This is a genomic window from Sphingobium psychrophilum, from assembly GCF_012927105.1.
GTDB lineage: Bacteria > Pseudomonadota > Alphaproteobacteria > Sphingomonadales > Sphingomonadaceae > Sphingobium > Sphingobium psychrophilum.
The window spans coordinates 122518-146435 of sequence record NZ_JABBFV010000009.1; the positions used below are offsets into that span (position 1 = coordinate 122518).

General features: G+C 63.4%; 21 protein-coding genes, 1 tRNA gene and 1 pseudogene. 4 read left to right on the top strand and 19 right to left on the bottom strand.

From position 1 onward, the window contains the following. The first annotated feature begins 36 nt into the window (after positions 1-36). Positions 37-1056 carry a 2-hydroxyacid dehydrogenase gene (locus HHL08_RS13995; protein ID WP_169573758.1) on the top strand — a complete coding sequence of 340 codons (1020 nt, stop codon included), beginning with the start codon at positions 37-39 and terminating at the stop codon, positions 1054-1056. 18 nt (positions 1057-1074) lie between these two features. Here the strand turns inward: HHL08_RS13995 and mazG are convergent, their stop codons facing one another. From mazG to HHL08_RS14055, 12 genes and pseudogenes are all read right to left on the bottom strand, one after another. Continuing rightward, positions 1075-1854, bottom strand: coding sequence for a nucleoside triphosphate pyrophosphohydrolase (mazG, locus tag HHL08_RS14000; protein WP_169573759.1), 780 nt, complete (start codon positions 1852-1854; stop codon positions 1075-1077). A gap of 355 nt (positions 1855-2209) precedes the next feature. Then, a pseudogene (locus HHL08_RS14005) lies at positions 2210-2782 on the bottom strand (helix-turn-helix domain-containing protein); the annotation flags it as partial. A 194-nt stretch (positions 2783-2976) separates the two neighbouring features. Next, positions 2977-4278, bottom strand: a complete 1302-nt coding sequence (locus HHL08_RS14010) for an MFS transporter (protein ID WP_169573761.1) — start codon at positions 4276-4278, stop codon at positions 2977-2979. Further along, positions 4275-4904 (bottom strand): retropepsin-like aspartic protease family protein, encoded by a 630-nt coding sequence (locus tag HHL08_RS14015; protein WP_169573762.1) that lies wholly within the window; start codon positions 4902-4904, stop codon positions 4275-4277. The genes HHL08_RS14010 and HHL08_RS14015 overlap by 4 nt, the downstream gene beginning before the upstream one ends. Beyond that, a complete protein-coding gene (locus HHL08_RS14020) occupies positions 4904-5695 on the bottom strand; it encodes an MBL fold metallo-hydrolase (RefSeq protein ID WP_169573763.1) in 792 nt (263 codons plus the stop codon). The genes HHL08_RS14015 and HHL08_RS14020 overlap by 1 nt, the downstream gene beginning before the upstream one ends. Beyond that, positions 5692-6465 carry a TatD family hydrolase gene (locus HHL08_RS14025; RefSeq protein ID WP_169573764.1) on the bottom strand — a complete coding sequence of 258 codons (774 nt, stop codon included), beginning with the start codon at positions 6463-6465 and terminating at the stop codon, positions 5692-5694. The genes HHL08_RS14020 and HHL08_RS14025 overlap by 4 nt, the downstream gene beginning before the upstream one ends. A 4-nt stretch (positions 6466-6469) precedes the next feature. Further along, the gene (gene metG / locus HHL08_RS14030; protein ID WP_169573765.1) at positions 6470-8038 is read right to left on the bottom strand and encodes a methionine--tRNA ligase; all 1569 of its coding nucleotides are present in this window, start codon (positions 8036-8038) and stop codon (positions 6470-6472) included. Between the two features lie 41 nt (positions 8039-8079). After that, positions 8080-9051 carry an AAA family ATPase gene (locus HHL08_RS14035; RefSeq protein WP_169573766.1) on the bottom strand — a complete coding sequence of 324 codons (972 nt, stop codon included), beginning with the start codon at positions 9049-9051 and terminating at the stop codon, positions 8080-8082. Then, a complete protein-coding gene (gene tmk / locus HHL08_RS14040; RefSeq protein ID WP_169573767.1) occupies positions 9048-9674 on the bottom strand; it encodes a dTMP kinase in 627 nt (208 codons plus the stop codon). The genes HHL08_RS14035 and tmk overlap by 4 nt, the downstream gene beginning before the upstream one ends. Continuing rightward, complete coding sequence (locus HHL08_RS14045) at positions 9671-10834, bottom strand: D-alanyl-D-alanine carboxypeptidase family protein (RefSeq protein ID WP_169573768.1); 1164 nt, start codon at positions 10832-10834, stop codon at positions 9671-9673. The genes tmk and HHL08_RS14045 overlap by 4 nt, the downstream gene beginning before the upstream one ends. Positions 10835-10881: 47 nt before the next feature. Beyond that, positions 10882-11832: an RlpA-like double-psi beta-barrel domain-containing protein gene (locus tag HHL08_RS14050; protein WP_169573769.1), complete on the bottom strand. Its 951-nt coding sequence runs from the start codon at positions 11830-11832 to the stop codon at positions 10882-10884. Then, positions 11816-12865, bottom strand: coding sequence for a lytic murein transglycosylase (locus tag HHL08_RS14055; protein ID WP_169573770.1), 1050 nt, complete (start codon positions 12863-12865; stop codon positions 11816-11818). The genes HHL08_RS14050 and HHL08_RS14055 overlap by 17 nt, the downstream gene beginning before the upstream one ends. Positions 12866-13178: 313 nt before the next feature. On the opposite strand from HHL08_RS14055, the gene HHL08_RS14060 reads away from it, so the two are divergent. Both HHL08_RS14060 and HHL08_RS14065 read left to right on the top strand, forming a co-directional pair. Beyond that, a tRNA-Ser gene (locus tag HHL08_RS14060) sits at positions 13179-13268 on the top strand. A 93-nt stretch (positions 13269-13361) separates the two neighbouring features. Then, positions 13362-14318, top strand: a complete 957-nt coding sequence (locus tag HHL08_RS14065) for a DNA cytosine methyltransferase (protein ID WP_169573771.1) — start codon at positions 13362-13364, stop codon at positions 14316-14318. Here HHL08_RS14065 and HHL08_RS14070 read toward each other — a convergent pair. After that, entirely contained in the window at positions 14293-15105 is an 813-nt protein-coding gene (locus HHL08_RS14070; protein ID WP_169573772.1) for an HNH endonuclease, read from the bottom strand. The genes HHL08_RS14065 and HHL08_RS14070 overlap by 26 nt on opposite strands. Before the next feature lie 458 nt (positions 15106-15563). Beyond that, a complete protein-coding gene (locus HHL08_RS14075; RefSeq protein WP_088185176.1) occupies positions 15564-15779 on the bottom strand; it encodes a hypothetical protein in 216 nt (71 codons plus the stop codon). On the opposite strand from HHL08_RS14075, the gene HHL08_RS14080 reads away from it, so the two are divergent. Further along, positions 15778-15975 carry a hypothetical protein gene (locus HHL08_RS14080; RefSeq protein WP_169573773.1) on the top strand — a complete coding sequence of 66 codons (198 nt, stop codon included), beginning with the start codon at positions 15778-15780 and terminating at the stop codon, positions 15973-15975. The genes HHL08_RS14075 and HHL08_RS14080 overlap by 2 nt on opposite strands. Before the next feature lie 410 nt (positions 15976-16385). Here the strand turns inward: HHL08_RS14080 and HHL08_RS14085 are convergent, their stop codons facing one another. From HHL08_RS14085 to kdpB, 5 genes are all read right to left on the bottom strand, one after another. After that, positions 16386-17654, bottom strand: coding sequence for a site-specific integrase (locus HHL08_RS14085; protein WP_169573774.1), 1269 nt, complete (start codon positions 17652-17654; stop codon positions 16386-16388). 207 nt (positions 17655-17861) lie between these two features. After that, positions 17862-18563, bottom strand: a complete 702-nt coding sequence (locus HHL08_RS14090) for a response regulator (protein WP_169573775.1) — start codon at positions 18561-18563, stop codon at positions 17862-17864. Beyond that, positions 18560-21226 (bottom strand): DUF4118 domain-containing protein, encoded by a 2667-nt coding sequence (locus HHL08_RS14095; RefSeq protein ID WP_169573776.1) that lies wholly within the window; start codon positions 21224-21226, stop codon positions 18560-18562. The genes HHL08_RS14090 and HHL08_RS14095 overlap by 4 nt, the downstream gene beginning before the upstream one ends. Beyond that, a complete protein-coding gene (kdpC, locus tag HHL08_RS14100) occupies positions 21223-21813 on the bottom strand; it encodes a potassium-transporting ATPase subunit KdpC (RefSeq protein WP_169573777.1) in 591 nt (196 codons plus the stop codon). The genes HHL08_RS14095 and kdpC overlap by 4 nt, the downstream gene beginning before the upstream one ends. A 24-nt stretch (positions 21814-21837) precedes the next feature. Then, positions 21838-23874 carry a potassium-transporting ATPase subunit KdpB gene (gene kdpB, locus HHL08_RS14105; RefSeq protein ID WP_169573778.1) on the bottom strand — a complete coding sequence of 679 codons (2037 nt, stop codon included), beginning with the start codon at positions 23872-23874 and terminating at the stop codon, positions 21838-21840. Between the last annotated feature and the right edge of the window lie 44 nt (positions 23875-23918).

Consider the following 23918-nt stretch of genomic DNA (forward strand, 5'->3'; position numbering starts at 1 on the left):
GGGATTGAACTTTCGCCCTACCGTAGGAGCATCGTGATGAAAGTTGCTGTTTTTAGTACGCATCCCTTCGACCGCCATTTTTTCGACATCGCCAACCAGGCCGCTGGCCGTCCGCACGACCTAACCTTTTTCGAAGCCCGGCTCGACATGCAATCGGCCGCACTGGCTGCCGGCTATCGGGCGATTTGCGCCTTCGTCAACGATCGGCTCGATCGCCCTGTGCTGGAAGCGCTATCGGAAAAGGGCGTGCGCCTGCTGGCGCTGCGGAGCGCGGGGTTCAATCATGTGGACCTCAAAGCGACGCAGGAACTGGGTTTAACAGTCGCCCGCGTGCCCGCATATTCGCCCGACGCCATCGCCGAACATACAGTCGCGATGATGCTGACGCTCAACCGCAAGACCCATAAAGCCTATGCCCGCGTGCGAGAGGGGAATTTCGCACTCGACGGGCTGCTGGGGTTCGACCTGCGCGGGCGGACGGTGGGGATCGTCGGCACCGGCAAGATCGGCCTTAATGTCGCGCGCATCATGCGCGGCTTTGATTGTGAGGTGATTGCATATGATCCCTACCCGGACGGGGCGGCGCTGGCCGCGGTCGGCGGAGCCTATGTCGGTTGGAACACGCTGTTGGCGCGATCGGATATCATTTCGCTCCATTGCCCGCTGACGCCGCAAACCCGGCACATGATCGACGCCGCCGCGATTGCCGCCATGAAAAAAGACGTCATGCTGATCAATACCAGCCGCGGCGCCGTGGTCGACACCCGCGCACTCGTGGCGGGTCTTAAGAATGGGCGGATTGGCTATCTGGGCCTGGACGTTTATGAAGAGGAAGAGGGGCTGTTCTTCAACGACCGGTCGGATCAGCCGATCCAGGACGACCTGTTCGCCCGGCTGCTGACTTTCCCCAATGTGCTTGTGACTGGGCATCAGGCCTTTTTCACGAAAGAGGCGCTGAGCGCTATCGCCGACACGACTATCGCCAATATTTCGGCGTTCGAATCTACGGGTAAACCGCTTCATCCGGTGGAAGAGCCCAGCGCTGCTCCCTCATAAGGGGCACCATCGGTTAGCTTATTGGCGCTTTTCCTGCGCCTTCGCCTGCAACCACAATAGTTCCTTATCATCCAGCGCCAACGCAGCGAAGCCTTCACCGGCCGCCGCCTCCATGAAGCGAAAGCGGCGGTCGAATTTCCCGTTCGCCTTGCGCAGAGCGGCTTCAGGATCGACCTTGAGATGGCGTGCGAGGTTGACCACGGCGAATAGCAGGTCGCCGACTTCCTCCTCGCGCTCGTCCTGGTTGGCCGCTGCGCGTACTTCGTCCAGTTCCTCTACGATCTTGTCGATCACGCCGACCGTGTCGGGCCAGTCGAAGCCGGTGCGCGCGGCGCGCTTCTGCAATTTTTCGGCCCGCAGTAGCGCGGGGAGGGCGATCGCGACACCGGCCAGCGCGCTGGGGTCCGGCTCCTTCTCCGCGCGCTCGGCCGCCTTGATCGTCTCCCATTGGGCATGGCCATCCTCGCGCCGCGTGCCTTCTGCAAAGACATGCGGATGCCGGCGGATCATCTTTTGCGTGATGCCGTCGATCACATCCTGCATCGCAAAATGCCCGGCCTGTTCCGCGATCCGGCTATGGAAGGCGACCTGGAGCAACAGATCGCCCAGCTCGTCGCGCAGCGCGTCCATATCCGCCCGTTCGATCGCATCGGCCACTTCATAGGCTTCCTCGATCGTATAGGGCGCGATCGACGCGAAATTCTGTTCGACGTCCCAGGGGCATCCGGTTTCGGGATCGCGCAGCCGCGCCATGACGTCGGCAAGCGGCATGATGTCGGCGGGACTGGCTTTGCTCATATCGGACCTGATGGCTGTGGAATGCTGGCCGATCGATAGGACGCACGCACGCCCCTGGCCAGCATCAATGTGTTCTCGCTAATTAGAGAAGTCACTATCTCCGCCATATAGAAATGTCACACGTTGAGGACAGCAGGTGCTGCGCGGAGCCATCGGCCTAGCGCAGCGCAGCCCCTGCTGATGCGCTGACTTTGGGGTGGTGCACCATGGACCCGCTGCCCTGCAGTGGGCTCGGTCATGTCCTCTGCACGAACCTGAGCGTGCCGCGTTCGCGCAACGTCTCATCACTGAGCCTGGGACTACGCTTGAGCTTCGAGCCGCCCAGTGTGCGGCGGTCGATCTTTGGTGGCGGTTCTGGCTCGGGGAACAGATGCATGGGTTGGTCACGGCGGGCAGGGGCGTCATTGTTGCGTTTGCGATGATGCGGCATGATCGCCTGCATCTGCCGGGCCGGCAGCAACGCCGCGTCCAGATGCTTGTTCTCGACAATGGCAGGCTGGTTCACCTGCCGCATCTTGTCGAACTGACGATAGGGCAGGACATGGCCCTCATGCTCGATCTCCAGTCGACCGTCGGGATATTCACAGACCGTCACCCGCTTGAGCGCCAGATCTAGGCTGACATCGTTCGGCTCCAGAATGAACATTGCCTTGTTGTAATGCAGCGTCAGCGCCGCCGTCACGGTCCGCTGCTCACGCCAGACCATGATTGAGCGCAGATCGTCATGCGGTGCAAGCGGGCGGCCGCGCTTGCGGGACATGAGGCCGGCGGCACCATCTTCACGGAGCCGACCCAGCAGCCGGAATATCTGCCGGCGCTTCAGTCCAAGCAGCGTCGCTGCATCCTCAATCCGAAGTTCGCCGCGCTCAACGCGCATCAGTGTATCAAATCTCGATAGCTCGCCTTGGCTCATCGCCAGCACCGTCATAGTCTGATCCTCCCGTGGGAAGACCATGAACACCGCGTTCGCCGCCAAGGCCCAAGAGTGTCATCTCTATCTAGCGGAGGGGTGTCATTTCTATCTAGCGCTTACAATCAGAAAGTTCGATAATATATATTATGTTAAATCCGCGCTATCGCCGCAATCGCGTACAGCTGTCCAACTCGCCGTCGCTTTCATGCTCAATCCTCGCGGATCAGGCTGTGCTTGGCGGTATCGCGCATCCGCACATAGACGACCAGCGATATGGCGATCATCACCGTAACGTAGATATAGAATGCCTGCTCCATGCCCGCCTGCTTGAACCAGAGCGCGACAAGCTCCGCCGTCCCGCCGAACAGCGTGTTGGCCAGCGCATAAGGCAGCGCCACGCCCAGCGCTCGGATATGTGCGGGAAACAGCTCCGCCTTCACCACTGCGTTGATCGACGTATAGCCGGTCACGATCACAAGCCCCGCCATCACCAGCAGCCCTGCAATCAGCGGGTCTTTCGTCACCGCCAGCGTCGCGAAAATCGGATAGGTGCAGATCAGGCCCATGACGCCAAAGCCGATCATCAGCGGCTTGCGCCCGATCCGGTCGGACAAGGCGCCGGCAACCGGCTGCAACAGCATGAAGACAAAAAGCGTCGCCGCATTGATCTGCGACGCGACCTCACGGCTGAGGCCACTGGTGTTGACCAGGAATTTCTGCATGTAGATGCTGTAGGCGTAGAAGGCGATGGTCCCGCCCGCGGTCAGCAGCATCACCGTCAGCGTCTCACGCGGATGGTTGGTGATTAGTTCGACAAAGCCGGACTTGGGCGCGCCCGCCGCCTTGGCCACCGTAAAGCTTTGCGTCTCGGCCAGCCCGCGCCGCAGCCAGAACACCACGATCGCCAGCAGCCCGCCGATAAAAAAGGGTATGCGCCATCCCCAGGCGTCAAGCTGCGCTTCGGTCAGCGTCGCCTGCAACAGCAGCAGCACGCAGATCGCGACCAGTTGCCCGGCGATCAATGTCACATATTGGAAGCTGGAAAAGAATCCGCGCCGGTTCTTGCCCGCCATTTCGGACAGATAGGTCGCGCTCGCGCCATATTCGCCGCCGATCGACAGCCCCTGCATCAACCGCGCCAGCACCAGCAGCGCCGGCGCGGCGACGCCGATCGTCTCATAGCCCGGCGTCACCGCGATCAGCAGCGACCCCGCGCACATCAGCGCCACGGACAGGGTCAGCCCGCTCTTGCGCCCATGGCGATCGGCATAGACGCCCATCAGCCAGGCGCCGATCGGCCGCATCAGGAAACCCACGGCGAAGACGCCCGCGGTGCTCAACAACTGGGCGGTGCGATCACCGCCCGGAAAGAAATGCGGCGCGAAATAAAGGGTGAAGGCGGCATAGGCATACCAGTCATACCATTCCACCAGATTGCCGGTAGACCCGCCGATAATGGCCCTGAGCCGCTGCGCCTGCGTCGGCGCGCCCGTCTCGATCGAAGCGGTCATGGCGTCAGCACCATGGCGCCATCCTGCACGCCCCAGCTTTTCAGGCGCGACAACATGTTCATGCCGATCACATTAACCTCCCCGAAGGCCGGTGACACGACCACGGGCAGGTCGCTTGCCGAAATGGGACCGATGGCGAGCGTGGCGATGCTGGATCGCTTGGCCGTGACCTTGCCATTGGCGGTGGTCATGATGACGCCCGGCTCGCCGACATCATAATTGAGGCCGGCTGCGCGCGCCGTATTCTCAGACAAAGCCGTGACGGTTGCGCCGCTGTCGATCAGGAACCGGGCAGTCGTGCCGTTGATCGACGCCTCCACCCAATAATGGCCGTCCGGCGCGACCGGGATGCGCAGCGCCTTCCCCTCGGTCCGGGCCTTGGGCAGTACCGACGGCGCTTCGTCGGGGCCGACGGCCGTCCCCTCCTCCGCCCATCGTCCGGTCAGATACCCCTGGCCTTGGGCGAATTTGAACAGGCCAAGCAGCCCTGCGAAGATCGCTACCCATAGCAACGCCATCCGCAACAGGTTGCCCCAGGCCATCTGCCGCCCGACCAGTGCGGACCCGACCAGGATGAGTGCCAGCACGTACCAGATGGTTGATGCCGCCTGATCCGTGCCGTCCATCAGACCCCCTGCTCTTTCGCGTCCAGTTCAACCACCATGCCGTCATAGCCTGGCGCCACGCCCTTGGGCAGCGTGCGACACAATGTCGCATAATCCATGCTCTGGTCCATATGGGTCAGGATGGCGCAGCCGGGCCGGGTGGCGGCGATGCCATCCAGCGTCATCGCCAGATGCGGATGGGTCGGGTGCGGCTTTTCCCGCAGAGCATCGACCACCCAAACGTCCAGCCCATCGTACAGCGCCAGCATGTCCGGCGTCAGGGCATGGAAATCCGTGGCATAGCCGACCGACCGGCCGCCATGACTGAAGCGGAAGCCGGTGGAATAGATGTCGCCATGTGGCTGGTCGACGCAGGCGATGTCGATGTCGCCGATCCGCAACCCGTCGGGCAGGACATGCGGCTGGATCGTCGGGTGGTAACCGTTGCGCCCTTCAAAGGCATATCCAAACCGCTCTTTCAGCAGCTTGAGCGTCTGCGCCCGCGCATAGCCGGGAACCGGCGTGCGGCGATGGTGGAAAAGCTGGCGCACATCGTCGATGCCATGGCTGTGATCGGCATGGTCGTGGGTCCACAATATCGCATCGATCTGGATCACGTCGGCGGCCAGCAACTGCGCGCGCATGTCGGGCGATGTATCGACCAGAATGCGCGTAGTCGGGCTTTCCACTAGGATGGACACCCGCGTCCGCCGGTTCTTCGGCTCTGCCGGATCGCAGTCCCCCCAGTCATTACCGATCCGCGGCACGCCGGAAGACGTGCCGCTGCCCAGGATCGTCAGCTTCAGGCTCATGCGACCTTGCTGAACAAGGCGCGGAAATTGGCCGATGTCGCCGCCGCCAGCTCCTCGACGCTCTCGCCGCGCAGATTGGCCAGGAATTTGGCCGTGTCCGCAACGAACGCCGGTTCGCACGGCCTTCCGCGATGCGGCACTGGCGCCAGGAAGGGCGAATCCGTCTCCACCAGTAGCCGGTCGAGCGGCAGCCGCGCCGCCGTTTCCTGCAAATCCTTCGCGCTCTTGAACGTCACGATGCCCGAAATGCTGATGTAGAAGCCCAGTTCCATCGCCGCATCGGCAAAGGCGCCGCTGGCGGTGAAACAATGGATGACGCCAGTGAAGCCGCCCTGCCCCATCTCGTCGCGCATGATGGCCAGTGTATCCTCCTCCGCATCGCGGGTATGGACGATCAGCGGCAGGCCGGTGTCCCGCGCCGCAACGATATGCGATCGGAAGCTTTTCTGCTGCCGTTCGCGGTCGCTATGGTCGTAATAATAGTCCAGCCCCGTCTCGCCGATGCCGACCACACGGGGATGCGCCGCACGCTCAGCCAGCTTGGCGGTGTCGATATGGGGATGCTCGTCCGCTTCATGCGGATGGATGCCGACCGTCGCCCACACGTCCGGCTCGCGGATCGCGGTGCCCAGCACATCGTCCCACTCGCTTTCGCGCGTCGCGATATTGAGCATCAGGTCGACGCCAGCGGCCCGCGACCGTTGCAACACATTGGCCTGATCCTCGATCAAGCCTTTGTAATTCAGGTGGCAATGGCTGTCGATCAGCATGGGATCAGGCGTCCTCCGCCGGCAGTTCGAGCCGCGGGAAGAGCGGCTTGGGCGCGGCCAGTACAAAATCGCTTTCGGCCAGCGCCGAATACCAATGACTGCCAATGGCGGCATACGTGCGCTTGTCGGCGGACAAGCCCATATGGTCAAGCAACGCTGTTGCGCTCGCAGGGATAACCGGCAGGATGGCAACCGCCAACTCGGCGATGGCGATATAGAGGGTCGCCAGCACCGTCTCCATCCGCGCGGCATCGGTCTTGCGCAAAGCCCAGGGCGCCTGCGCATCGATATATTGGTTGCAGGCGAAACAGGCACGCAGCCACGCCTCGATCGCCACGCTCGGCGCAAGGTCCGCGAAGGCGGCGGGCATGTCGGTGCGGATCGTCTTGTCGAGCAGCGCGAACAACTCGCTGTCCGCAGCGTCTTGGCCGTGAATCGCGGGCAGGCTGCCGTTCAGATTCTTGGCGATGAAGCTCAACGTCCGCTGCGCCAGATTGCCGAAGGCATTGCCCAGATCGCTGTTGGAGCGCTGGACAATCGCCTCCGCGCTATAGCTGCCGTCATTGCCGAACGTGACTTCGGACAACAGGAAATAGCGCAACTGGTCCACGCCAAAGCGATCGGCCAGTTCCATCGGATCGGCGACATTGCCGACCGACTTGGACATCTTTTCGCCCCGGTTCAGCAGGAAGCCATGACCGAAGACCTGTTTGGGCAAAGGCAGCTTCGCGCTCATCAGGAAGGCCGGCCAATAGACCGTATGAAAACGCACGATATCCTTGCCGATGATATGCGTGATGTCGCCGCCTTCGGCCCAGTAACGCGCCATCCGATCGGCATCATCAGGATAGCCGCAGCCGGTCAGGTAATTGGTGAGCGCATCGACCCACACATACATGACATGGCCGTCCGATCCCGGCACTTTCACCCCCCAGTCGAAGCTGGTGCGCGATACGCTGAGATCAGACAAGCCGCCTTCGACGAAGCGTAAAATCTCGTTGCGACGGCTGTCGGGCTGGATGAAATCGGGCTGGCTTTCATACAGCGCCAGCAGCCGGTCCTGATAGGCCGACAGGCGGAAGAACCAGCTTTCCTCGACCGTCCATTCGACCGGCGTGTTCTGGGGAGAAAGCTTGACGCCCCCCTCCCCCTCGACGATTTCCTTCTCGTCGTAGAAGGCTTCGTCGCGGACCGAATACCAGCCTTCATAGCGGCCCAGATACAGGTCGCCATTGGCCTCCATCGCCTGCCAGATCGCCTGGCTGGCGCTATGATGGTCCGGCTCGCTGGTGCGGATGAAACGATCATGGCTGATGTTCAGCCTCTCGTTCATCACCTTGAAATAGCCTGCCATTTCATCGGCCAGTTCGCGTGGTTCGATCCCGCGACCCCGCGCTGTCTGGGCCATTTTCAGTCCATGTTCGTCAGTGCCGGTCTGGAAGAAGACATCGCGCCCCATCATCCGCTGGAAACGCGCGACCGCGTCGGTGGCGATCACTTCATAGGCGTGGCCGATATGCGGACGGCCATTGGGATAGGAAATGGCGGTGGTGATGGTGAAGGGCTTGGACATGGCCTCTCCCTAGCCGCTCATCTGCGCCCCGCAAAGTCGCTTTATGCGCGCTCTTGCGCCAGCGCTGCAACATGTCCCGCCAGTTCGAACACCACGCCCGCAGGATCCAGCGACAGGATCACCGCGCCACCGGCCAGATGCCGGGCCTTTTCCCAATGGTCCAGCGCCGTGCCCAACGCTGGTCCCTGCCGGGTCCGCGCCGCCTGCGCGATGAAGGCAGGCGCGCGCTCCAGAAAGGCTTCATAGCGCGGTTTGGCGGATTTCAGCGCCAGCGCCTTGGCCAGCGCCAGCCGCTGGCGATTGCCCGGATCGCCCTGCGTCGCGAGGTTGTTCAGCGCCTGCTCGATCTCCGACAGATTAAGCCCCGCATAGCGCAGCGCCTGGCCCGGCGATCCCTCGCCCGCGCGGACGAGCGCATCCATCTCCTGCGGCGACAGCGTCTCGTCGCTCGCCTTGAGCACCGCGCGCATCGTCGCAGCATCCAGCGGATCGAAGCGCAATGTGCGGCAGCGGGACCGGATCGTCGGCAGCAATCGCCCCGGTGCGTGGCTGACCAGCAGGAACAGCATGTCGGCCGGCGGCTCCTCCAGCGTCTTGAGCAGCGCATTGGCCGCGCCCCGCTCCAGATCATCGGCGCCGTCGACCACCACAATGCGGCGCGGCGATAGCGACGGGGCCGACTGGATCAGCCGGCTGAGTCCGCGTACCTGATCGACGCTGATATTGCGCGCCGTGACGCCATCCTTTTCCAGCGGCGCCAGTTCGGCATAGTCGGGATGCGCCGATGCCTCGATCAGGCGACGGGTCTGATGGTTTTCCGGCACGGACAGTCCCTCGCCACCGATCGGCGGCCCGGCGGCGTCGGCCAGCAGCCGCATCGCCAGCGCGCGCGCGAAACTGCCCTTGCCGATGCCTCTGGGACCAGCGAGTATCCAGCCATGGTGCATCCGCCCGCTCTGCGCGGCGGCCATCAGTGTGCGGGCCTGTACGTCATGGCCCAGAATCAGCGTCATGGCAGCAGGTCTTCGATCGCGGCAAGCAATCGCTCCGTCACGACCTCGGCCGGACCAGAGGCATCAATCGCCTGAACACGCGAACTTTCCTCGCGCGCGAAGCGGCCGAACGCATCGGCCACGGCGCGATGGAAATCGTTCGCCCGTCCGCCGATCCGGTCTTCGGCATCGCCGTCACGCGCCCTGGCCCGCCCGGTCGCTTCCTCTTCAGGGAGCGTCAGCAGCAAGGTACGGTCGGGCAGAAAACCGTCGCTGCCGATCCGGTGCAGCGTCAATATGTCGGCGTCGCTCAGATCGCCTTGCCCCTGATAGGCGCGGCTCGAATCGAGAAACCGGTCGGACAGCACCCACGCCCCCCGCGACAGCGCGGGGCGGATCGTCTTTTCGATATGATCCGCCCGCGCCGCCGCGAACAACAGCGCTTCGGCGCGCGCACTCCAACGGTCTGCGCCGCCGGTCAGCAGCAGGGCGCGGATCGCCTCAGCCCCCTCGCTGCCACCCGGCTCGCGCGTCTCGACCACTTCCAGCCCCCGCGCGCGTAGGGCGGCGGCCAGAGCGTGCAACTGCGTCGATTTGCCCGCGCCTTCGCCGCCTTCCAGGGTTATGAACTTGCCTTGGTTCAAGCGAAGAGCGACTTCATGCCGTTCCACAACCGGCCGAAAAAGCCCGCTTCCGCGACGTCTTCACCGGCGACCAGTGGCATAATCTGCGGCGGCGTGTCGGGCGTCTGCACGATCATCTGGGCGATCTGCTGGCCTTTGACGATCGGCGCCTTGATCGGGCCGCTATAGACCACTTTCACCTGCACGTTGGCGGACGCCGTGCCCGGCAGGGTCACGGCCAGGTTCTGCGGCGCGACCAGCGACACGCTCGTCGCGCTGCCCAATTGCACGTCCGCCGTCTCGACCGTCTGGCCCTTCTTGAACAGCGGCTGCGCCTTCCACGCCTTGAAGCCCCAATCCATGAAGCGGACCGATTCGGTGATGCGGCTGTTGAAGCTGTTCAGGCCCGCGACGACCATCACCAGACGGCGGCCATTTTGTTCGGCAGAGCCGGTAAAGCCAAAGCCCGCCTCCTCGGTATGGCCGGTCTTCAGGCCGTCCGCGCCGGCGATCTTGCCCAGGATCGGGTTGCGATTGCCCTGCGCGATGTCCGCGCCGCCCATCGTCTTGCCCCAGGTAAAGGACCGCGTGGCGTAGAAGCGCTTGTAGAGGTCAGGCGTTTCCTCGACCGTGGCCTGTGCCAACTTGGCCAGATCCTCCGCGGTGACATAGGTCACGCCTTCGTCCGGCCAGCCATTGCTGGTGCCGAAATGGCTGTTTTTCAGGCCCAGCCGCTTGGCTTCTTCGTTCATCGCGGCGACGAAGGCCTGTTCGGTGCCGGAAATCCCCTCCGCCAGGACGACACAGGCGTCATTGCCCGACAGGGTGACGATGCCATGCAGCAGATTCTCCACCGACACCTGCTCGCCGACCGACAGGAACATGGTCGATCCGGCCTGCGGGCCATGCCATTGCTTCCAGGTTTCCGGGCGCACGGTAAATTTCGTGTCGAGCTTCAATTCGCCCTTCTGGATCAGGCGGAAGGCGACATGCGCCGTCATCATCTTCGCCATGGAGGCCGGCGGTATCTTCGTCTCGCCGCCCTTGTCGTAGAGCACCGCGCCAGACGACAGATCCTTCATATAAGCGATCGGCGCTTCGGTGGTATAGGGCGGCGCGGCGGCGATCAGCGGCTGGGCCAGCAGCCCGGCGGCAAGGAGGACTGCAACGCTTTTCTTCATGGGAAAACTGCCTTCGAACAAATGGAATCGCTCTTCAACTGCGATGTCTATCGCGCGTCATTAGCCATGATGCGGCTATTCTCAAAGCCTTTGGCGGCGGCCTGCCGAACACCGGCCTGCGCCGCCAGTTGCGTCGCATAGGGGCCAAGCCGCACGCGCCATATCCCGCCGCCCGCATCGACGCGTGCGCCTAGGCTCCTGGCCAGCGCATCGGCGCGGGCCTGGGAGGAGAAAGCCCCGACCTGCACGACATAGCCGCCGGTTCTCGGCGAGGCGGCTATCGGCTTGGGCGCTGGCTTGGCGGGTTGCGCGACAGGCTTGGACGCAGGCGTGTCGAAATCCGCGCCAGGCCGGCCGGCGCTGGCGGGCTTGATCGCCACCGGCCTGGGCTTGGCCGCAACCGTGCGCGTGGCCGCTGTTGGCTTCATCGGACCGAGCTTCCCCCGCAATACCTTGAGCAAGGCGGCGGGCGTTTCCAGCCGCTCGGCCGCCTGGCCATGGCCGCGCAGCACCGCGCGTTCCTGCTCCGGCGGATTGACCCGCCGCACCCGTACCGGCGCCATTCCGGCGACGCCCAGTTGCGCCGCAGCACCCGGCGACAACGCGATCAACTGGTCGCTCCGCATCGGGCCGCGATCATTGACCCGCACCAGGATCGTCCGCCCGCTGTCCAGCGCCGTCACCTCGACATAGCTGGGCAAGGGCAAGGTCTTGTGCGCGGCGGTGATGGCGGTAGGGATGAAGGACTCGCCCGTCTCCGTCACGCCGCCCTGGCTGCCATCCTCGATTGCGCCGGCATAGCCGACCTCGTCATAGGAAATCGGATCGGCGGGCGTATAGGTCACGCCCCCCACCGAATAGGGCGGCCCCAACGGCACTGGCGTATCGCCGACCATGGCGGCCAAACCGGCCTGTTGGGGTTGCGCAGCACCCGCGCCGCCGCCAACCAGCACCAACATCATGGCTGTAACGAACAGCCCCTTATTGTTTGACAGCATCCGCCAGCAATCCCACCGACAAGGCATAGAAGTTGGAACAATTATAATCCAGGATCGCCCGATAGTTGCTCGTCAGCAGATAGGCGGTCTTACCCGGCCCATCGGGTTCCAGCAGCGTCGCCAGCATCGTGTCCGTGGGCCAGATACCGCTGGCCGGAAACAGGCCCAGCTTGCGCCATTCCGCCATCGTCAGCCAGCGGCTGTGCCGGTTGAATACCCGCGGGCAGCGCGCCGGTTCGGTCTTGGCGACCACGGCGGCGCGGTCGAAGCCTGCCGGCACGGTGACCGCCACGCCCCAGGGCTGACCCTTGCGCCATCCTGACTGGACGAAATAATTGGCGATCGACGCCAGCGCATCGGCCTCGCTGGTCCATATGTCGGCCTTGCCATCGCCATCGCCATCCTTGGCTATGCGCAAATAGACGGACGGCAGGAATTGCGGATAGCCCGTCGCCCCGGCCCAGCTGCCGACCAGTCGGCTGCGCGGCACGCCATTGTCCAGCATCTTGAGCGTGGCCAGGAATTCCGGCTCGAACAGCGCGCGCCGCCGCCCTTCATGCGCCAGCGTCGCGAGCGACCGGATCAGGTCGAAATCCCCGGTATAGCTGCCATAATTGGTTTCATGGCCGTAGATGGCGACCATGATCTCCTCCGGCACGCCCGTCTCCGCCTCGATCCGCGACAGGCGTGACCGGTTGGCCTGATAGGCGATCCGCCCCCGGCTGATCCGCGCGGCGTCTACATGCTGGCGGCGATAGGGTTCGAAATTGGGGATGGGCGAATAAGCGCCGCCGCCCGGCTGGCTCTGGTCCAGCTGGACGACGCGGGGATTGGGCGTCAGCGTCGGATAGACGCTATCCAGCGTGGCGTCGCGGATGCCCATCGCCCGCGCCTTGGGCCGCAGGCTTTCCAGATAGGCGCGGAAATCCCCGCTATCCTGCGCCTGTGCCGGCCCGACGGCGATGCTGCCAGCCGCAACGGTGGCAAGGCCCAGCAATAAAGACAGGACGGGTGAACGCAAAGAATCCCTCATCCCCCCGTTGTTGCACAGGCGGGGCGGCAGGTGAATCCCCTTAATGCTAGGTCGGGTCGCTTAAGGCGACGAACAGAGAGGGCGAGAAATGTAGAAGGGGGCGATTTCCCCTTGGCATCGCCGCCCGGCGCGCTAGGAAGCGGGCCAACGGAAGCGTGGCCGAGTGGTTTAAGGCAGCGGTCTTGAAAGCTACCGGAGCTTGTCGGCGGAACGAGTGAATAGGAGTAAGGTTACAAAGGGTTAGTGGAGGTGGATCGCAGGGGTGAAATCACCCCATAAGCCGACCGTAAGCTGCCAGCCCTTATTTCGGTATGGAAGAGTGTCCGAGTGGTTTAAGGAACTAGTCTTGAAAACTAGCGACGGTGCAAGCTGTCCGTGGGTTCGAATCCCACCTCTTCCGCCAACCGAAGCTGCCAGCTATCCTTTACAGGGCGAGTGATTCTGTTAGGAACATAAACAGAACATCGTTTCAATGAATCGGAAGGGGTCACAGGCCATGCTAACTTCGCTCGAACTATGTGCCGGAGCAGGTGGCCAAGCGCTTGGGTTGGAAAAGGCGGGCTTCCATCATGAGGCGCTGGTCGAGATCGACAACCACTGTTGCAACACGCTGAGAGCCAACCGACCAAGCTGGAATGTCATCGAAGACGACCTTCGGGTTTTCAAAGAGCGTGCTGGTGACTTCGCTGGCGTTGATGTTGTTGCGGGTGGACTTCCCTGCCCTCCCTTTTCGGTCGCGGGGAAGCAGCTCGGCGCACTGGACGAACGAAACTTGTTTCCTGACGCTCTGGACATAATTGACGCCATCCGCCCGAAGGCTGTGATGATCGAAAATGTGCGCGGTTTCCTCGACGCTGTATTCGAGGACTACCGCCTCCATCTCAAGCGCCAGCTAAAGAAGCTGGGCTATGAGGTCGATTGGCGGTTGCTCAACGCATCTGACTTTGGCGTGTCGCAGTTGCGCCCGCGTGTGGTGATCGTTGCCACACGGAAGGAATTCTGGCCCAACTTTGCTTGGCCGTCAGTTGCGAAGACTAATCCTAAGACGGTCGGTGAAATGCTTCACACCATGATGGCAAGCGGCGGGTGGCTCGGGGCAGATCAATGGCGCGACCGCGCCAGCGATATTGCGCCAACGGTCGTTGGCGGATCGAAAAAGCATGGTGGCCCAGACTTGGGGCCGACCCGTGCAAAGAAGGCTTGGGCTTCGCTTGGCGTCAACGGCCATACGCTAGCCGATGAGGTTCCAGCCTCGGACTTTGTTGGGATGCCCCGATTGACCGTGCCGATGGTGGCGCTGCTGCAAGGGTTCCCGCCGGAATGGAAATTCACCGGCCGGAAAACGGCTGCCTACCGTCAGGTTGGCAATGCGTTTCCGCCGCCGGTCGCAGCGGCGGTAGCAAGCCAATTGAAGAAGGCGATAACCGTCAGGCGATCCCTAGCTGTTGCTTGAGTAGTTGTTTCTTGGCGGGGTTCTCCCAGTCACGGATTAACTGTCGATGATTGGGTGGTAGATCCCGCCAGTTGTGAAGCGTGTAGGTGCTACGGGTGAAGCCCTGCGGCGTTTTATATCGGCCAGATGTGATTTCCAACCCGATCACAGGGTAGCGAAGATCGCGGAGCCTCTTCTGCCAGTCCTCTTGCCTTTCCGTCGCATTCGCGACGAACTCGATTACGTTTGAGTCCACCGGTTGACCCATGTGCATCTTGAGAAGGTGTGCAATCCGCTCGTGAACTGACTCGTATTCGAGCAGCGCTGTCATCTCGTCTGCGTCGTATGACGCAAAGTGATCGCGCTTCCCGTTGTTGCAGGATTCGCAGATCGCCCAGAGGTTTTCGATCACCGTAAGGCCGCCCCATGCCTGCGGAACCTTGTGGTCAATTTGAAGCTTGATCGCATCGTCGGTAACAGTCTTGCCGCACATCTGGCATCGACCCTTGGCGATATTGAGTGCTTCTGCTCTCAGTTTGCCCGAAATCGCACCGGAGTCGGTAATGCCGCCCTTGGCTGAACCGAGGGTATAGACGAAACGCCCGCCAACCTGTTTGCCGGGAAGATGATAGTATTTACGCAAACTCCGAAGTCGGCGGTCTAGGTGCATCTGGTCTGCCCCGACACCAAGCACTGCCTTGATCTCGTCAATATCCAGTCCATTGGGGTTCGAGCGCAATAGGTCGCGAATTGCACGCGCGACATGGTTGAGTTTAGAATCAATATCGCTGTCGTCAGTTGTAGCCATGCGGCCAGCGTGGCATCGCCGCTAACGCCGGTCAACAAATCTGATGGCTGCTTACACAGGGCTTTTCCAGTTCGGTTGCTTCCGATGCAACTCATGCAGAAGCAAACGCTTAGCGAATGCATCCGCAAGTTTCGTGGTTTACCGGAGGTCGCTGCAATCGCGGCACATGCGTATGCGCCGGGTGTCGTCGGACCAGAACGGCTTGCGGCATGTCATGCACCGCTGCCAGCCAACGACCCTGACCACACGGGGCGGATTGTGGTCAACGTCCAGCACCTTCTCGCGCCGCTTGCCCCCGTCATCGGGCCACGGCACCGGCTCCACGAACCCTTGCACGTTGGCCTTCGGGCGCTGGGGCGGCACAGCCTCGGCTACAGCGCTGACGGTAGCTGTTTCGCCGCTACCCCCTTGGCCGCGCTCGCGCCACGCTACCAGCCACGGCGGGGTAACCGCGCCCGTCACCGACGCCACAGCCCTTCGACATGCCAGCGCCGGATGGAATTGAGGATGGCGGGCATGTCCCTGGTATCGAGCACGCCAGCGGCCATGCCAGCCCGCGCCTCCACCTCGAACGCATCGAAGCTGCCGTATTCCCGCTCGAACAGGGAGCGCGGCGCAATGCGGGCCTGCTCCAACCGAGCGACACGGGCAAGTAGGGCGCGGGGCGATGCCATGTCAGCCCTGCGCGATCTTCCGCCACTTGAACCCGACGCGGACCATAATCTCAATGCCGAGCGCGGGCGCAACGGTGACGCCGCGCTCGGCATAGCCCACTCCAACGCTACGCTACGACAAGTTTACATGCTGGTGTTTGATAAAATGCCCCTGCATCAGCGCGACCCCGCCTTGGCTGAAAGCAATCAAAAGTGACCGTTCATCTGAGTTGGCATACGCGGCAGCAAGCACTCTGAGCGCTTGGCGAACCTGTCGCTCAGTGGGCTTCTTCTTCGGGGCTACATGCTCGGGCATTGCCCAAGGAGGAATGGAGGCTGGTTCATAAAGCATTGTGGAATCCTTCGAGCGTGCTCGCCCGTGGACGCGCCAAGACGGACGAGCGTGGTTAAACACGTTCATCTGCCTGCCCATGCAGCCCAGAATGTTATGGAGAAGCATCCGGCCATGCCGCCATGCGTGCTTATGGAATACCTCACCGGCGCTGCGCTGTCCAGATAGCACCGACCATCGCCGTGCATTTCTCGGCAGCGCCGCCGCGTGGGGCGCGATCAGCACCCCGCCGCCCCTACCCCGGCGCGCTGTGCAGGCCGGGGCTGTGCGCGAGGCTACGCGGCCTCGGTGCGCGGGGTCAGTCGCTTGACGTTGTCGCTGGCAGCTATCGCCGCCTGCTGGTCGAGGAAATCTGCAATCTGCTGCGCTTCTGGCTGTAGCCATTGCAGGTTGGTCGTGTCGAAATAGTGTTCGGCGGTCACGTCGCGGGTGATGTGGTTTGTGAGCAGGTCGGTGCGGAACTTTTCGATCCGGCAGGAGCGCAGAGCGATGTTCGTATAGGTGCGCCGGAGGTCGTGCGGCGTGATCGGGTTGCCCGCAACCCCGCTCAACTTCTTCATCAGGTCGCGGGGGTCTTTGATATGACCAGCCTTGCCCCATGACGGGAAGACATAGGGGTTGTCATCGACGCGGGGCCGCGCCTCTAGCAGCTCGGTTGCCTGCGCCGCCAGCGGCATGAACACCGGATGGGCGTTCTTGGGGTTCGGCAGGTGGAAATAGCCATCCTCCAAGTTGACCTGATCCCACTTGAGCGAGGACGCTTCGCTAATGCGCAGCCCGGTCAGGAGCAGGAACCGCACGAGGTCGATGCTCGATGCCGTGTCGCGGTTGTGAGCTATGGTTCGCCACTGACCCAATGCCAGCCAGACCGCGCCGACCTTGGCATCCAGCACGCGGGTCGTGCGCGGCTTCAACTTCACCTTGTCGTCCTTGAGCGAGGCGACGGGGTTGTGAGCGATGAGCGGCGAGCCATCGGCCCGCTTGTGCTGGCGACCGGCGTAGTTGATGAGCGCGCCAAGAACGGCGAACGCCTGATTGGCTTGCCCCGGCGCTCCCTTCTTCCCCCGCAACCCCTTCGTCAGCAGCTCACGGTAGCGGGCTTTGCACATATCCTCGGTGATCGAGACAATGGGCTTGGACGCCCACGCCAAGAAAGTTGTGCGGACATGGCGCTCAATGGCGTGCTTGCTGGTCGCCTTCAGCTTGCCGGGGCGGCTCACATAAGCATCGCAGACCGCCTGCAACGTCACCTTCAGCGCGTCGTCCTGTTTCTTCATATCGCGGGGGTCGAGGCCCATACGCATATTGCGCAGGTGTTCGCGCGCCACGTCGCGTGCCTGTTCGGCGGTGAACACCCCGAACGGGCCGACAGTGATACGGGCTTCCTTGCCGCTCCCCTCAACCCTGCCCTGCACGATGAATGTCATCTTGCCGGTCGGGGTGACGCGCAGGCCGAACCCCTTCACGTCCGTATCCCAATGGAACTCGTCTTTCGCCCCGGCCTTGATCCGGTCGATATAACCCTTCGTCAGTTTGCTTGCCATGTGGCCCTCCGTAAGCAGTTCGTAAGCAGCCTACGGGAACTTATGACAACCTACATAAACATGCTAGGGGCGAAAAATGCCTGATATTGCGGGGATTCGTATGCTTATGACCACATATGCAAACATGCGGAAACACCCGGCCCAGCAAACTTGAAAACCGCCGTGGGTGTAAGCTCACCGTGGGTTCGAATCCCACCGCTTCCGCCATCACCCCCCCTCGCCATCCGTCCGCAGCCGATAGCCGATGCCGGGCTCATTGCCGATGATCTGCGGCCGTTGCGGATCGTCCTCCAGCTTGTGGCGCAGCGTGCGGACCAGGACGCGCAGATATTCGACATGATGTTCGACCTCGCGCGGCCATACCTGCGCCATGATCTGGCCGTGGGTGATGACCCGGCCGGGAAATTTCGCCAGCTGGACCAGCACGCCATATTCCTTGGGCGTCAGATGCACTTCATGGCCACCCTTGCGCACGATCCGCGCCAGCAGGTCGATCTCCACATCGCCGACCTTGACCGCCGACACGCCGCCCCCCTTGGTCAGCCGGTTGCGCAGCGCGACGCGCAATCGCGCCAGCAGTTCGTCCGTATCGAACGGCTTGGTCAGATAATCGTCAGCACCCAGGTCTAGCGCCGCCACTTTTTGATCGGTCGCCTCGCGCGCAGACACGACGATCAAAGTGGCGTCGGACCGCTGCTTGATCAGCGGCACCAGCTCCAGCCCATCGCGATCGGGCAGGCCAAGGTCCAGGATGACGATGTCGGGCAAAGCATCGCGCAGTTGGTCGAGCGCCTCGCGCGCATTCTGCGCTTCTACCGTCTCATAATCGGCGCGGGCGAGCGCGCTGTGGATCAGGCGGCGGATATGCAGTTCGTCGTCAACGATCAGCACTTTATGGCGTGTGGTCATGGTCGGTCGTCCAGGGGCATATCCTTGATGATGCAAGTTTCGGGGATACGGATGGTGAAGCAGGCACCGGGCGGATCATCGACATTGGTTGCCTGGACGGTCAATCCCATGGCCTCGGCAAATCCCTTGACGATGGCAAGGCCTAGGCCGGTGCCATGTTTGGCGCGGTCGTTCCCCTCGATACGGGTGAAACTGTCGAATAGCCGATCTTCGGCACCCGGCGGGATGCCCGGCCCCTGGTCGATCACCGACAGAAGCAGCGCGTCGGCGGTGCGAGCGCCGCGAATGACGACGGGCGTGCCGGGATCGCCATAGCGCCCGGCATTGTCGAGCAGGTTGAGGAGGATATGGTGCAGCAGCACCGGATCGACCCGCACCAGCGGTATGTCAGGCGGAATATCGACCTTCACCTCGCGCCCGCTGAGCGATTGCCTCGTATCCTGCACGGCGCTGGCGACGGCGTCGAACAGGTCGGTCGCCTCGATCCGCATCGGCAGCGCCCCGGCCTCGACCCGCGCCATGTCGAGCAGGTTGGCGACGAAACGGTTGAGCCGCAGCGCCTCCCCCTCGATCAGTTCCGCCAGCGGCAGCGCATGGTCGCGGCGCAATTCCTGCGCGGCCGACAGAATCGTGGTCAGCGGCGTGCGCAGATCGTGACTGACCGAAGACAGCAAGGCCGCGCGCAGCCGGTCGCGCTCGCGCACATGGCGCACGTCGAGCATCTGTTCTTCCAGCGCCATGCGATCCAGCGCAATCGCGGCTTGGTCGAGCAGGCTGATGAGCAACGGCATCTGGTCGGGGCGCAGGGCCAGCCCGGCATCGTCGCGCGCGATGCCGACCACGCCCAGCACACCGCGCTGGGTATGGAGCGGATGGAACAGCCAATCGGACGCGGTCAGGGTGGATGATCCGCGGCCGGCGGGCTGGACATTGTCCATCGCCCATTGCGCCGCGGCCTTCTCGATCTGCTCCATCCGGTCCTCCGGCGGAAAGGCGGCGCGCAGCGTCGGCCCGACGGCGGATGGCGTCAGCAGCACGGTGCGCACATCCAGCAGCCTTGCGATTTCGGCACAGACGCCCTGCATCAGTTCCTCTTCGCTGGCCGCGACGGTCAGGTGGCGGGAAAAGCCCGCCAGCGCCGCATTCTGTCGCGCGCTTTCGCCTGCAAGATTGGCTTGCGCGCGTACACCCGCGGCAAATTGCGCTGTCACGATGGCGACGCCCAACAGGACCAGGATGGAAATGATATTTTCCGGGTTGCTGACGGTCAGCGTGCCGGTGGGCGGCAGGAAAAAGAAATTATAGGCCAGGCTCGACGACAGCCCCCCGAATAATCCCGCGCGCAAGCCATAGGAGGCCGCCGCAAACATGACGGGGACGAGGTAGAGCAAGGCGATGTTGCCCAGGTCGATCGCCTCGACCAGCAACCGACCGATCGCGGTCATCGCAACGACCGCGAGCAAGGTCATGACATAATCGGCTGGCCTGCCCCAATGACCCTTAATCGCCCTGGATCTGACCCGCGCCGGTGCATCGTCGTCCGACGGCAGCACATGCACCGCGACCGAACCGATATCGCGCACCAGCCGGTCGACCACCGATCCGTGCCGCAGTTCGAACCACCAGGACCGGGTGGATTTCCCGATCACGATCTGGGTCGCGCGCGCATCTGACGCGAAACGGCGCAGCCCTTCGACCACGTTGCGCGCCGGAATACTTGCCGTCGCCGCACCCAGCCGGGACGCCAGCGCCAGCGTTTCGGCCAGACCCTGCCGTTCCGCGTCGGACAGGGTCGCGCTGCGCCGGGTTTCGATATGCACCGCAGTCCATGGCGCGCGCAGCGCGTCGGCCAGCCGCTTGGCGGCGCGCACCAGGCCCGGCGCGCTCGGCTGTTCGCTGATCGCGACCACCACCCGTTCCCCCACCGCAAAACTGCCGGCCAGCGCATGGGCGCGGACATAGTCCAGCATCTGCGCATCGACCGCCTGCGCCGCGCGCCGCAGCGCCAGTTCGCGCAGCGCCGTCAGGTTGGATTTGGAAAAGAAATGGGTGAGCGCCCGGCTCGCTTCCTGCGGGATATAGACTTTGCCGTCCTTCAGCCGCTCGATCAGCTCGTCGGGAGGCAGGTCAACGACCTCGATATCCGCATCCTCCAACACCGAATCGGGCACGGTTTCGCGCACCCTGACCCGCGTAAAGGAGGCGACGACATCGTTCAGGCTTTCGAGATGCTGGATATTCAGCGTCGAGTAGACGTCGATCCCTGCCGCCAGCAATTCCTCGACATCTTGATAGCGTTTGGGATGGCGGCTGCCCGGCGCATTGCTGTGCGCCAGTTCGTCCACCAGCGCCAATTGCGGCTGCCGCGCCAAAATGGCGTCGATGTCCATCTCGGTCAGGCTCTGATTCTGATGAGGGACGATCCGGCGCGCGATCAACTCATGGCCATGGACCAACGCTTCCGTTTCGCGGCGGCCATGGGTTTCAACGATGCCGATCACCACATCCGTCCCCGCCTTCGCGCGCTGCGCGCCTTCTGTCAGCATCTCATAGGTCTTGCCGACGCCGGGTGCGGAACCCAGGAAGATTTTCAGACGCCCGCGGCCTTCCTGCGCGGCGGCGCGCAGAAAGGCTTCGGGGTCCGGGCGCGCTGTCTCGTTCACCGCGCCTGCTTAGCGCCAATCGCGTCCAGCCGTCGATTCAGTTCGAACAGATTGACGCGCGCTTCGCCCAGGAAACCGAGCAAAGGTCGCTCGACGCTGCCCGCCACGAGCGACCGGACCTGTCGCGGTTCCATGCCGCGCGCCCTGGCGACGCGATCGACTTGATAAAAAGCCGCCTCAGGACCGATATGGGGGTCGAGCCCCGAGGCGGAGGCTGTCACCAGATCGGACGGAACGGGGCGATCGGGTGTGGCAGTCTTATAGGTTGCAATATCGGCCTTCACCCGGTCGAGCAGCGCTTGGCTGGTGGGGCCAAGGTTGGAACCGGACGAGGCAAGGCCGTCATAGCCCTTGCCAGCCGCAGACGGGCGGCTGTGGAAATAGCGGTCCGATGTAAAGCCCTGGCCGACGATGGTGGAGCCGATGACGACGTCCTTGTCGCGCACCAGGCTCCCGTTCGCTTGAGCGGGAAAGAGCGCCTGCCCTATCCCCGTCAGCGCGAGCGGATAAGCGATGCCCAGCAACAGCGCGAACAGCAAGGTCATGACGAGCGCCGGGCGGACGGCGGATTTGAGGTCGGTAAACATATCAAAATCTCCTTCATCGGGCGGTCAGGCGAGGCCCAGGCCGTTGACGACCATGTCGATCAGCTTGATCCCCACGAAAGGCGCTACCAGCCCGCCCAGCCCATAGATGGCGAGGTTGCGCGCCAGCAGCGGTCCCGCGCCGATCGGCCGGTACGTAACGCCCTTGAGCGCCAGCGGCACCAGGCAGGGGATGATGAGCGCGTTGAAGATGATCGCAGACAGGATCGCGCTCTGCGCCGTGCCCAGCGCCATGATGTTGAGCACCCCCAACCCAGGATAGAGCACCACGAACATCGCCGGGATGATCGCGAAATATTTCGCGACGTCGTTGGCGACCGAGAAGGTGGTCAGCGCCCCGCGGGTCATCAGCAATTGCTTGCCCAGTCCCACCACTTCGATCAGCTTGGTCGGATCGCTGTCCAGGTCGACCATGTTGCCCGCCTCGCGCGCCGCCTGGGTGCCGGTGTTCATCGCGACGCCGACATCGGCCTGCGCCAGCGCGGGCGCGTCATTGGTGCCGTCGCCGCACATCGCGACCAGCCGCCCGCCCTGCTGCTCCTTGCGGATCAGCGCCAGCTTGTCCTCCGGCGTCGCCTGCGCCAGGAAATCGTCCACCCCCGCTTCGGCCGCGATCGAAGCCGCGGTTAGCGGATTGTCGCCGGTGATCATCACCGTGCGGATGCCCATCTGGCGCAATTCGCCGAACCGTTCGCGGATGCCGGCCTTGACGATGTCTTTGAGGAAGATCGCGCCGAGCAAACGGCCGTCCTGCGCCACCGCCAGCGGCGTGCCACCCGCGCGGGCGATCTCGTCAGTGATGCGGCGCAGTTCGTCTGCATCGTCGCTCCCGTTCGAGCCGAGCGCCTTCAACACCGAATCCACCGCCCCCTTGATGATCCGGGTGCCGCCCGTGTCCACCCCAGAGATGCGAGTCTGCGCGGTGAACGGGATGACCTCTGCTCCCTCTGGCAGCGCCTGCGCCGTCTGGCCAAAGCGCTCTCGCGCCAGCAGTACGATCGAACGACCTTCGGGCGTCTCGTCCGCCAGGCTGGCGAGCAACGCGGCTTCGGCCAATTGCGCCTGGCTGGCACCGCCCACGGTCCGAAACTCCGTCGCCTGCCGGTCGCCCACGGTGATGGTCCCGGTCTTGTCGAGCAGTAACACGTCGATATCGCCCGCCGCCTCGACCGCCCGGCCCGACTTGGCCAGCACGTTGAACCGCACCAGCCGGTCCATGCCGGCAATGCCGATGGCAGACAGCAAAGCCGCGATGGTGGTGGGAATCAGGGTGATGAACAAAGCCGCCAGCACCGCCACCGGGATCGTGCCGCCGGCATAGGTGGCAAAGCTGGGGATGGTGGCGACAGCGATCAGGAAGATGATGGTCAGGCCGACCAGCAACAGCGTCAGCGCGATTTCATTGGGCGTCTTCTGCCGCTCGGCCCCCTCGACCAGCGCGATCATCCGGTCGAGGAACCCCTGCCCCGGATTGACCGTCACCTGCACCTTGATCCGGTCGGAGATGACGCGGGTGCCCGCCGTCACGGCGGAACGGTCGCCGCCCGCCTCGCGGATCACCGGCGCGGATTCGCCGGTAATAGCTGCTTCGTTGACCGACGCGACGCCCCATACGACCTCGCCATCGGACGGGATCAGGTCGCCTTTTTCGACCAGCACGACGTCTCCCATCCGCAGTGCGCTGGCCGGGACGGCGTCAAAGGCGTCGCCGTCGTTTTTCTTGAGCCGCTTGGCGGTCAGTTCCGCCTTGGTGGCGCGCAGCGACGCCGCCTGCGCCTTGCCCCGCCCTTCGGCCAAAGCCTCGGCGAAGGTGCCGAACAAGACGGTCAGCCACAGCCAGACGACCAGTTGCAGCTTGAAGCCAAGGGCGAGGCTGTCCTGCCCCACCGCCAGCAGGATGGTGAGCAGAACCGCGACGATGGCGGTGGTGAACATCACCGGATTGCGGATCAGTTCGCTTGGGGACAGCTTGCGAAAGGCGTCGCCGATCGCAGGCAGGATCAGGTCGGCGGTGAAGAGCGATTTGGACGCGGTGCGTGCCATGGTGATGCTCCGATTCTTTGTTTGACGGATCGCTTGGGCGAAAA

Excerpts from the sequence above, each read along its gene's own strand:
- mazG (WP_169573759.1), bottom strand. The coding sequence starts at position 1,854 with ATGAGCAAAGCCAGTCCCGCCGACATCATGCCGCTTGCCGACGTCATG.
- HHL08_RS14035 (WP_169573766.1), bottom strand. The coding sequence starts at position 9,051 with ATGACGCTGATTCTGGGCCATGACGTACAGGCCCGCACACTGATGGCC.
- HHL08_RS14015 (WP_169573762.1), bottom strand. The coding sequence starts at position 4,904 with ATGGACGGCACGGATCAGGCGGCATCAACCATCTGGTACGTGCTGGCA.
- metG (WP_169573765.1), bottom strand. The coding sequence starts at position 8,038 with ATGTCCAAGCCCTTCACCATCACCACCGCCATTTCCTATCCCAATGGC.
- HHL08_RS14065 (WP_169573771.1), top strand. The coding sequence starts at position 13,362 with ATGCTAACTTCGCTCGAACTATGTGCCGGAGCAGGTGGCCAAGCGCTT.
- HHL08_RS14085 (WP_169573774.1), bottom strand. The coding sequence starts at position 17,654 with ATGGCAAGCAAACTGACGAAGGGTTATATCGACCGGATCAAGGCCGGG.
- HHL08_RS14025 (WP_169573764.1), bottom strand. The coding sequence starts at position 6,465 with ATGCTGATCGACAGCCATTGCCACCTGAATTACAAAGGCTTGATCGAG.
- HHL08_RS14020 (WP_169573763.1), bottom strand. The coding sequence starts at position 5,695 with ATGAGCCTGAAGCTGACGATCCTGGGCAGCGGCACGTCTTCCGGCGTG.
- HHL08_RS14045 (WP_169573768.1), bottom strand. The coding sequence starts at position 10,834 with ATGAAGAAAAGCGTTGCAGTCCTCCTTGCCGCCGGGCTGCTGGCCCAG.
- HHL08_RS14080 (WP_169573773.1), top strand. The coding sequence starts at position 15,778 with ATGTCAGCCCTGCGCGATCTTCCGCCACTTGAACCCGACGCGGACCAT.
- kdpB (WP_169573778.1), bottom strand. The coding sequence starts at position 23,874 with ATGGCACGCACCGCGTCCAAATCGCTCTTCACCGCCGACCTGATCCTG.
- HHL08_RS14050 (WP_169573769.1), bottom strand. The coding sequence starts at position 11,832 with ATGCTGTCAAACAATAAGGGGCTGTTCGTTACAGCCATGATGTTGGTG.
- HHL08_RS13995 (WP_169573758.1), top strand. The coding sequence starts at position 37 with ATGAAAGTTGCTGTTTTTAGTACGCATCCCTTCGACCGCCATTTTTTC.
- kdpC (WP_169573777.1), bottom strand. The coding sequence starts at position 21,813 with ATGTTTACCGACCTCAAATCCGCCGTCCGCCCGGCGCTCGTCATGACC.
- HHL08_RS14070 (WP_169573772.1), bottom strand. The coding sequence starts at position 15,105 with ATGGCTACAACTGACGACAGCGATATTGATTCTAAACTCAACCATGTC.
- HHL08_RS14055 (WP_169573770.1), bottom strand. The coding sequence starts at position 12,865 with ATGAGGGATTCTTTGCGTTCACCCGTCCTGTCTTTATTGCTGGGCCTT.
- HHL08_RS14075 (WP_088185176.1), bottom strand. The coding sequence starts at position 15,779 with ATGGCATCGCCCCGCGCCCTACTTGCCCGTGTCGCTCGGTTGGAGCAG.
- HHL08_RS14010 (WP_169573761.1), bottom strand. The coding sequence starts at position 4,278 with ATGACCGCTTCGATCGAGACGGGCGCGCCGACGCAGGCGCAGCGGCTC.
- HHL08_RS14090 (WP_169573775.1), bottom strand. The coding sequence starts at position 18,563 with ATGACCACACGCCATAAAGTGCTGATCGTTGACGACGAACTGCATATC.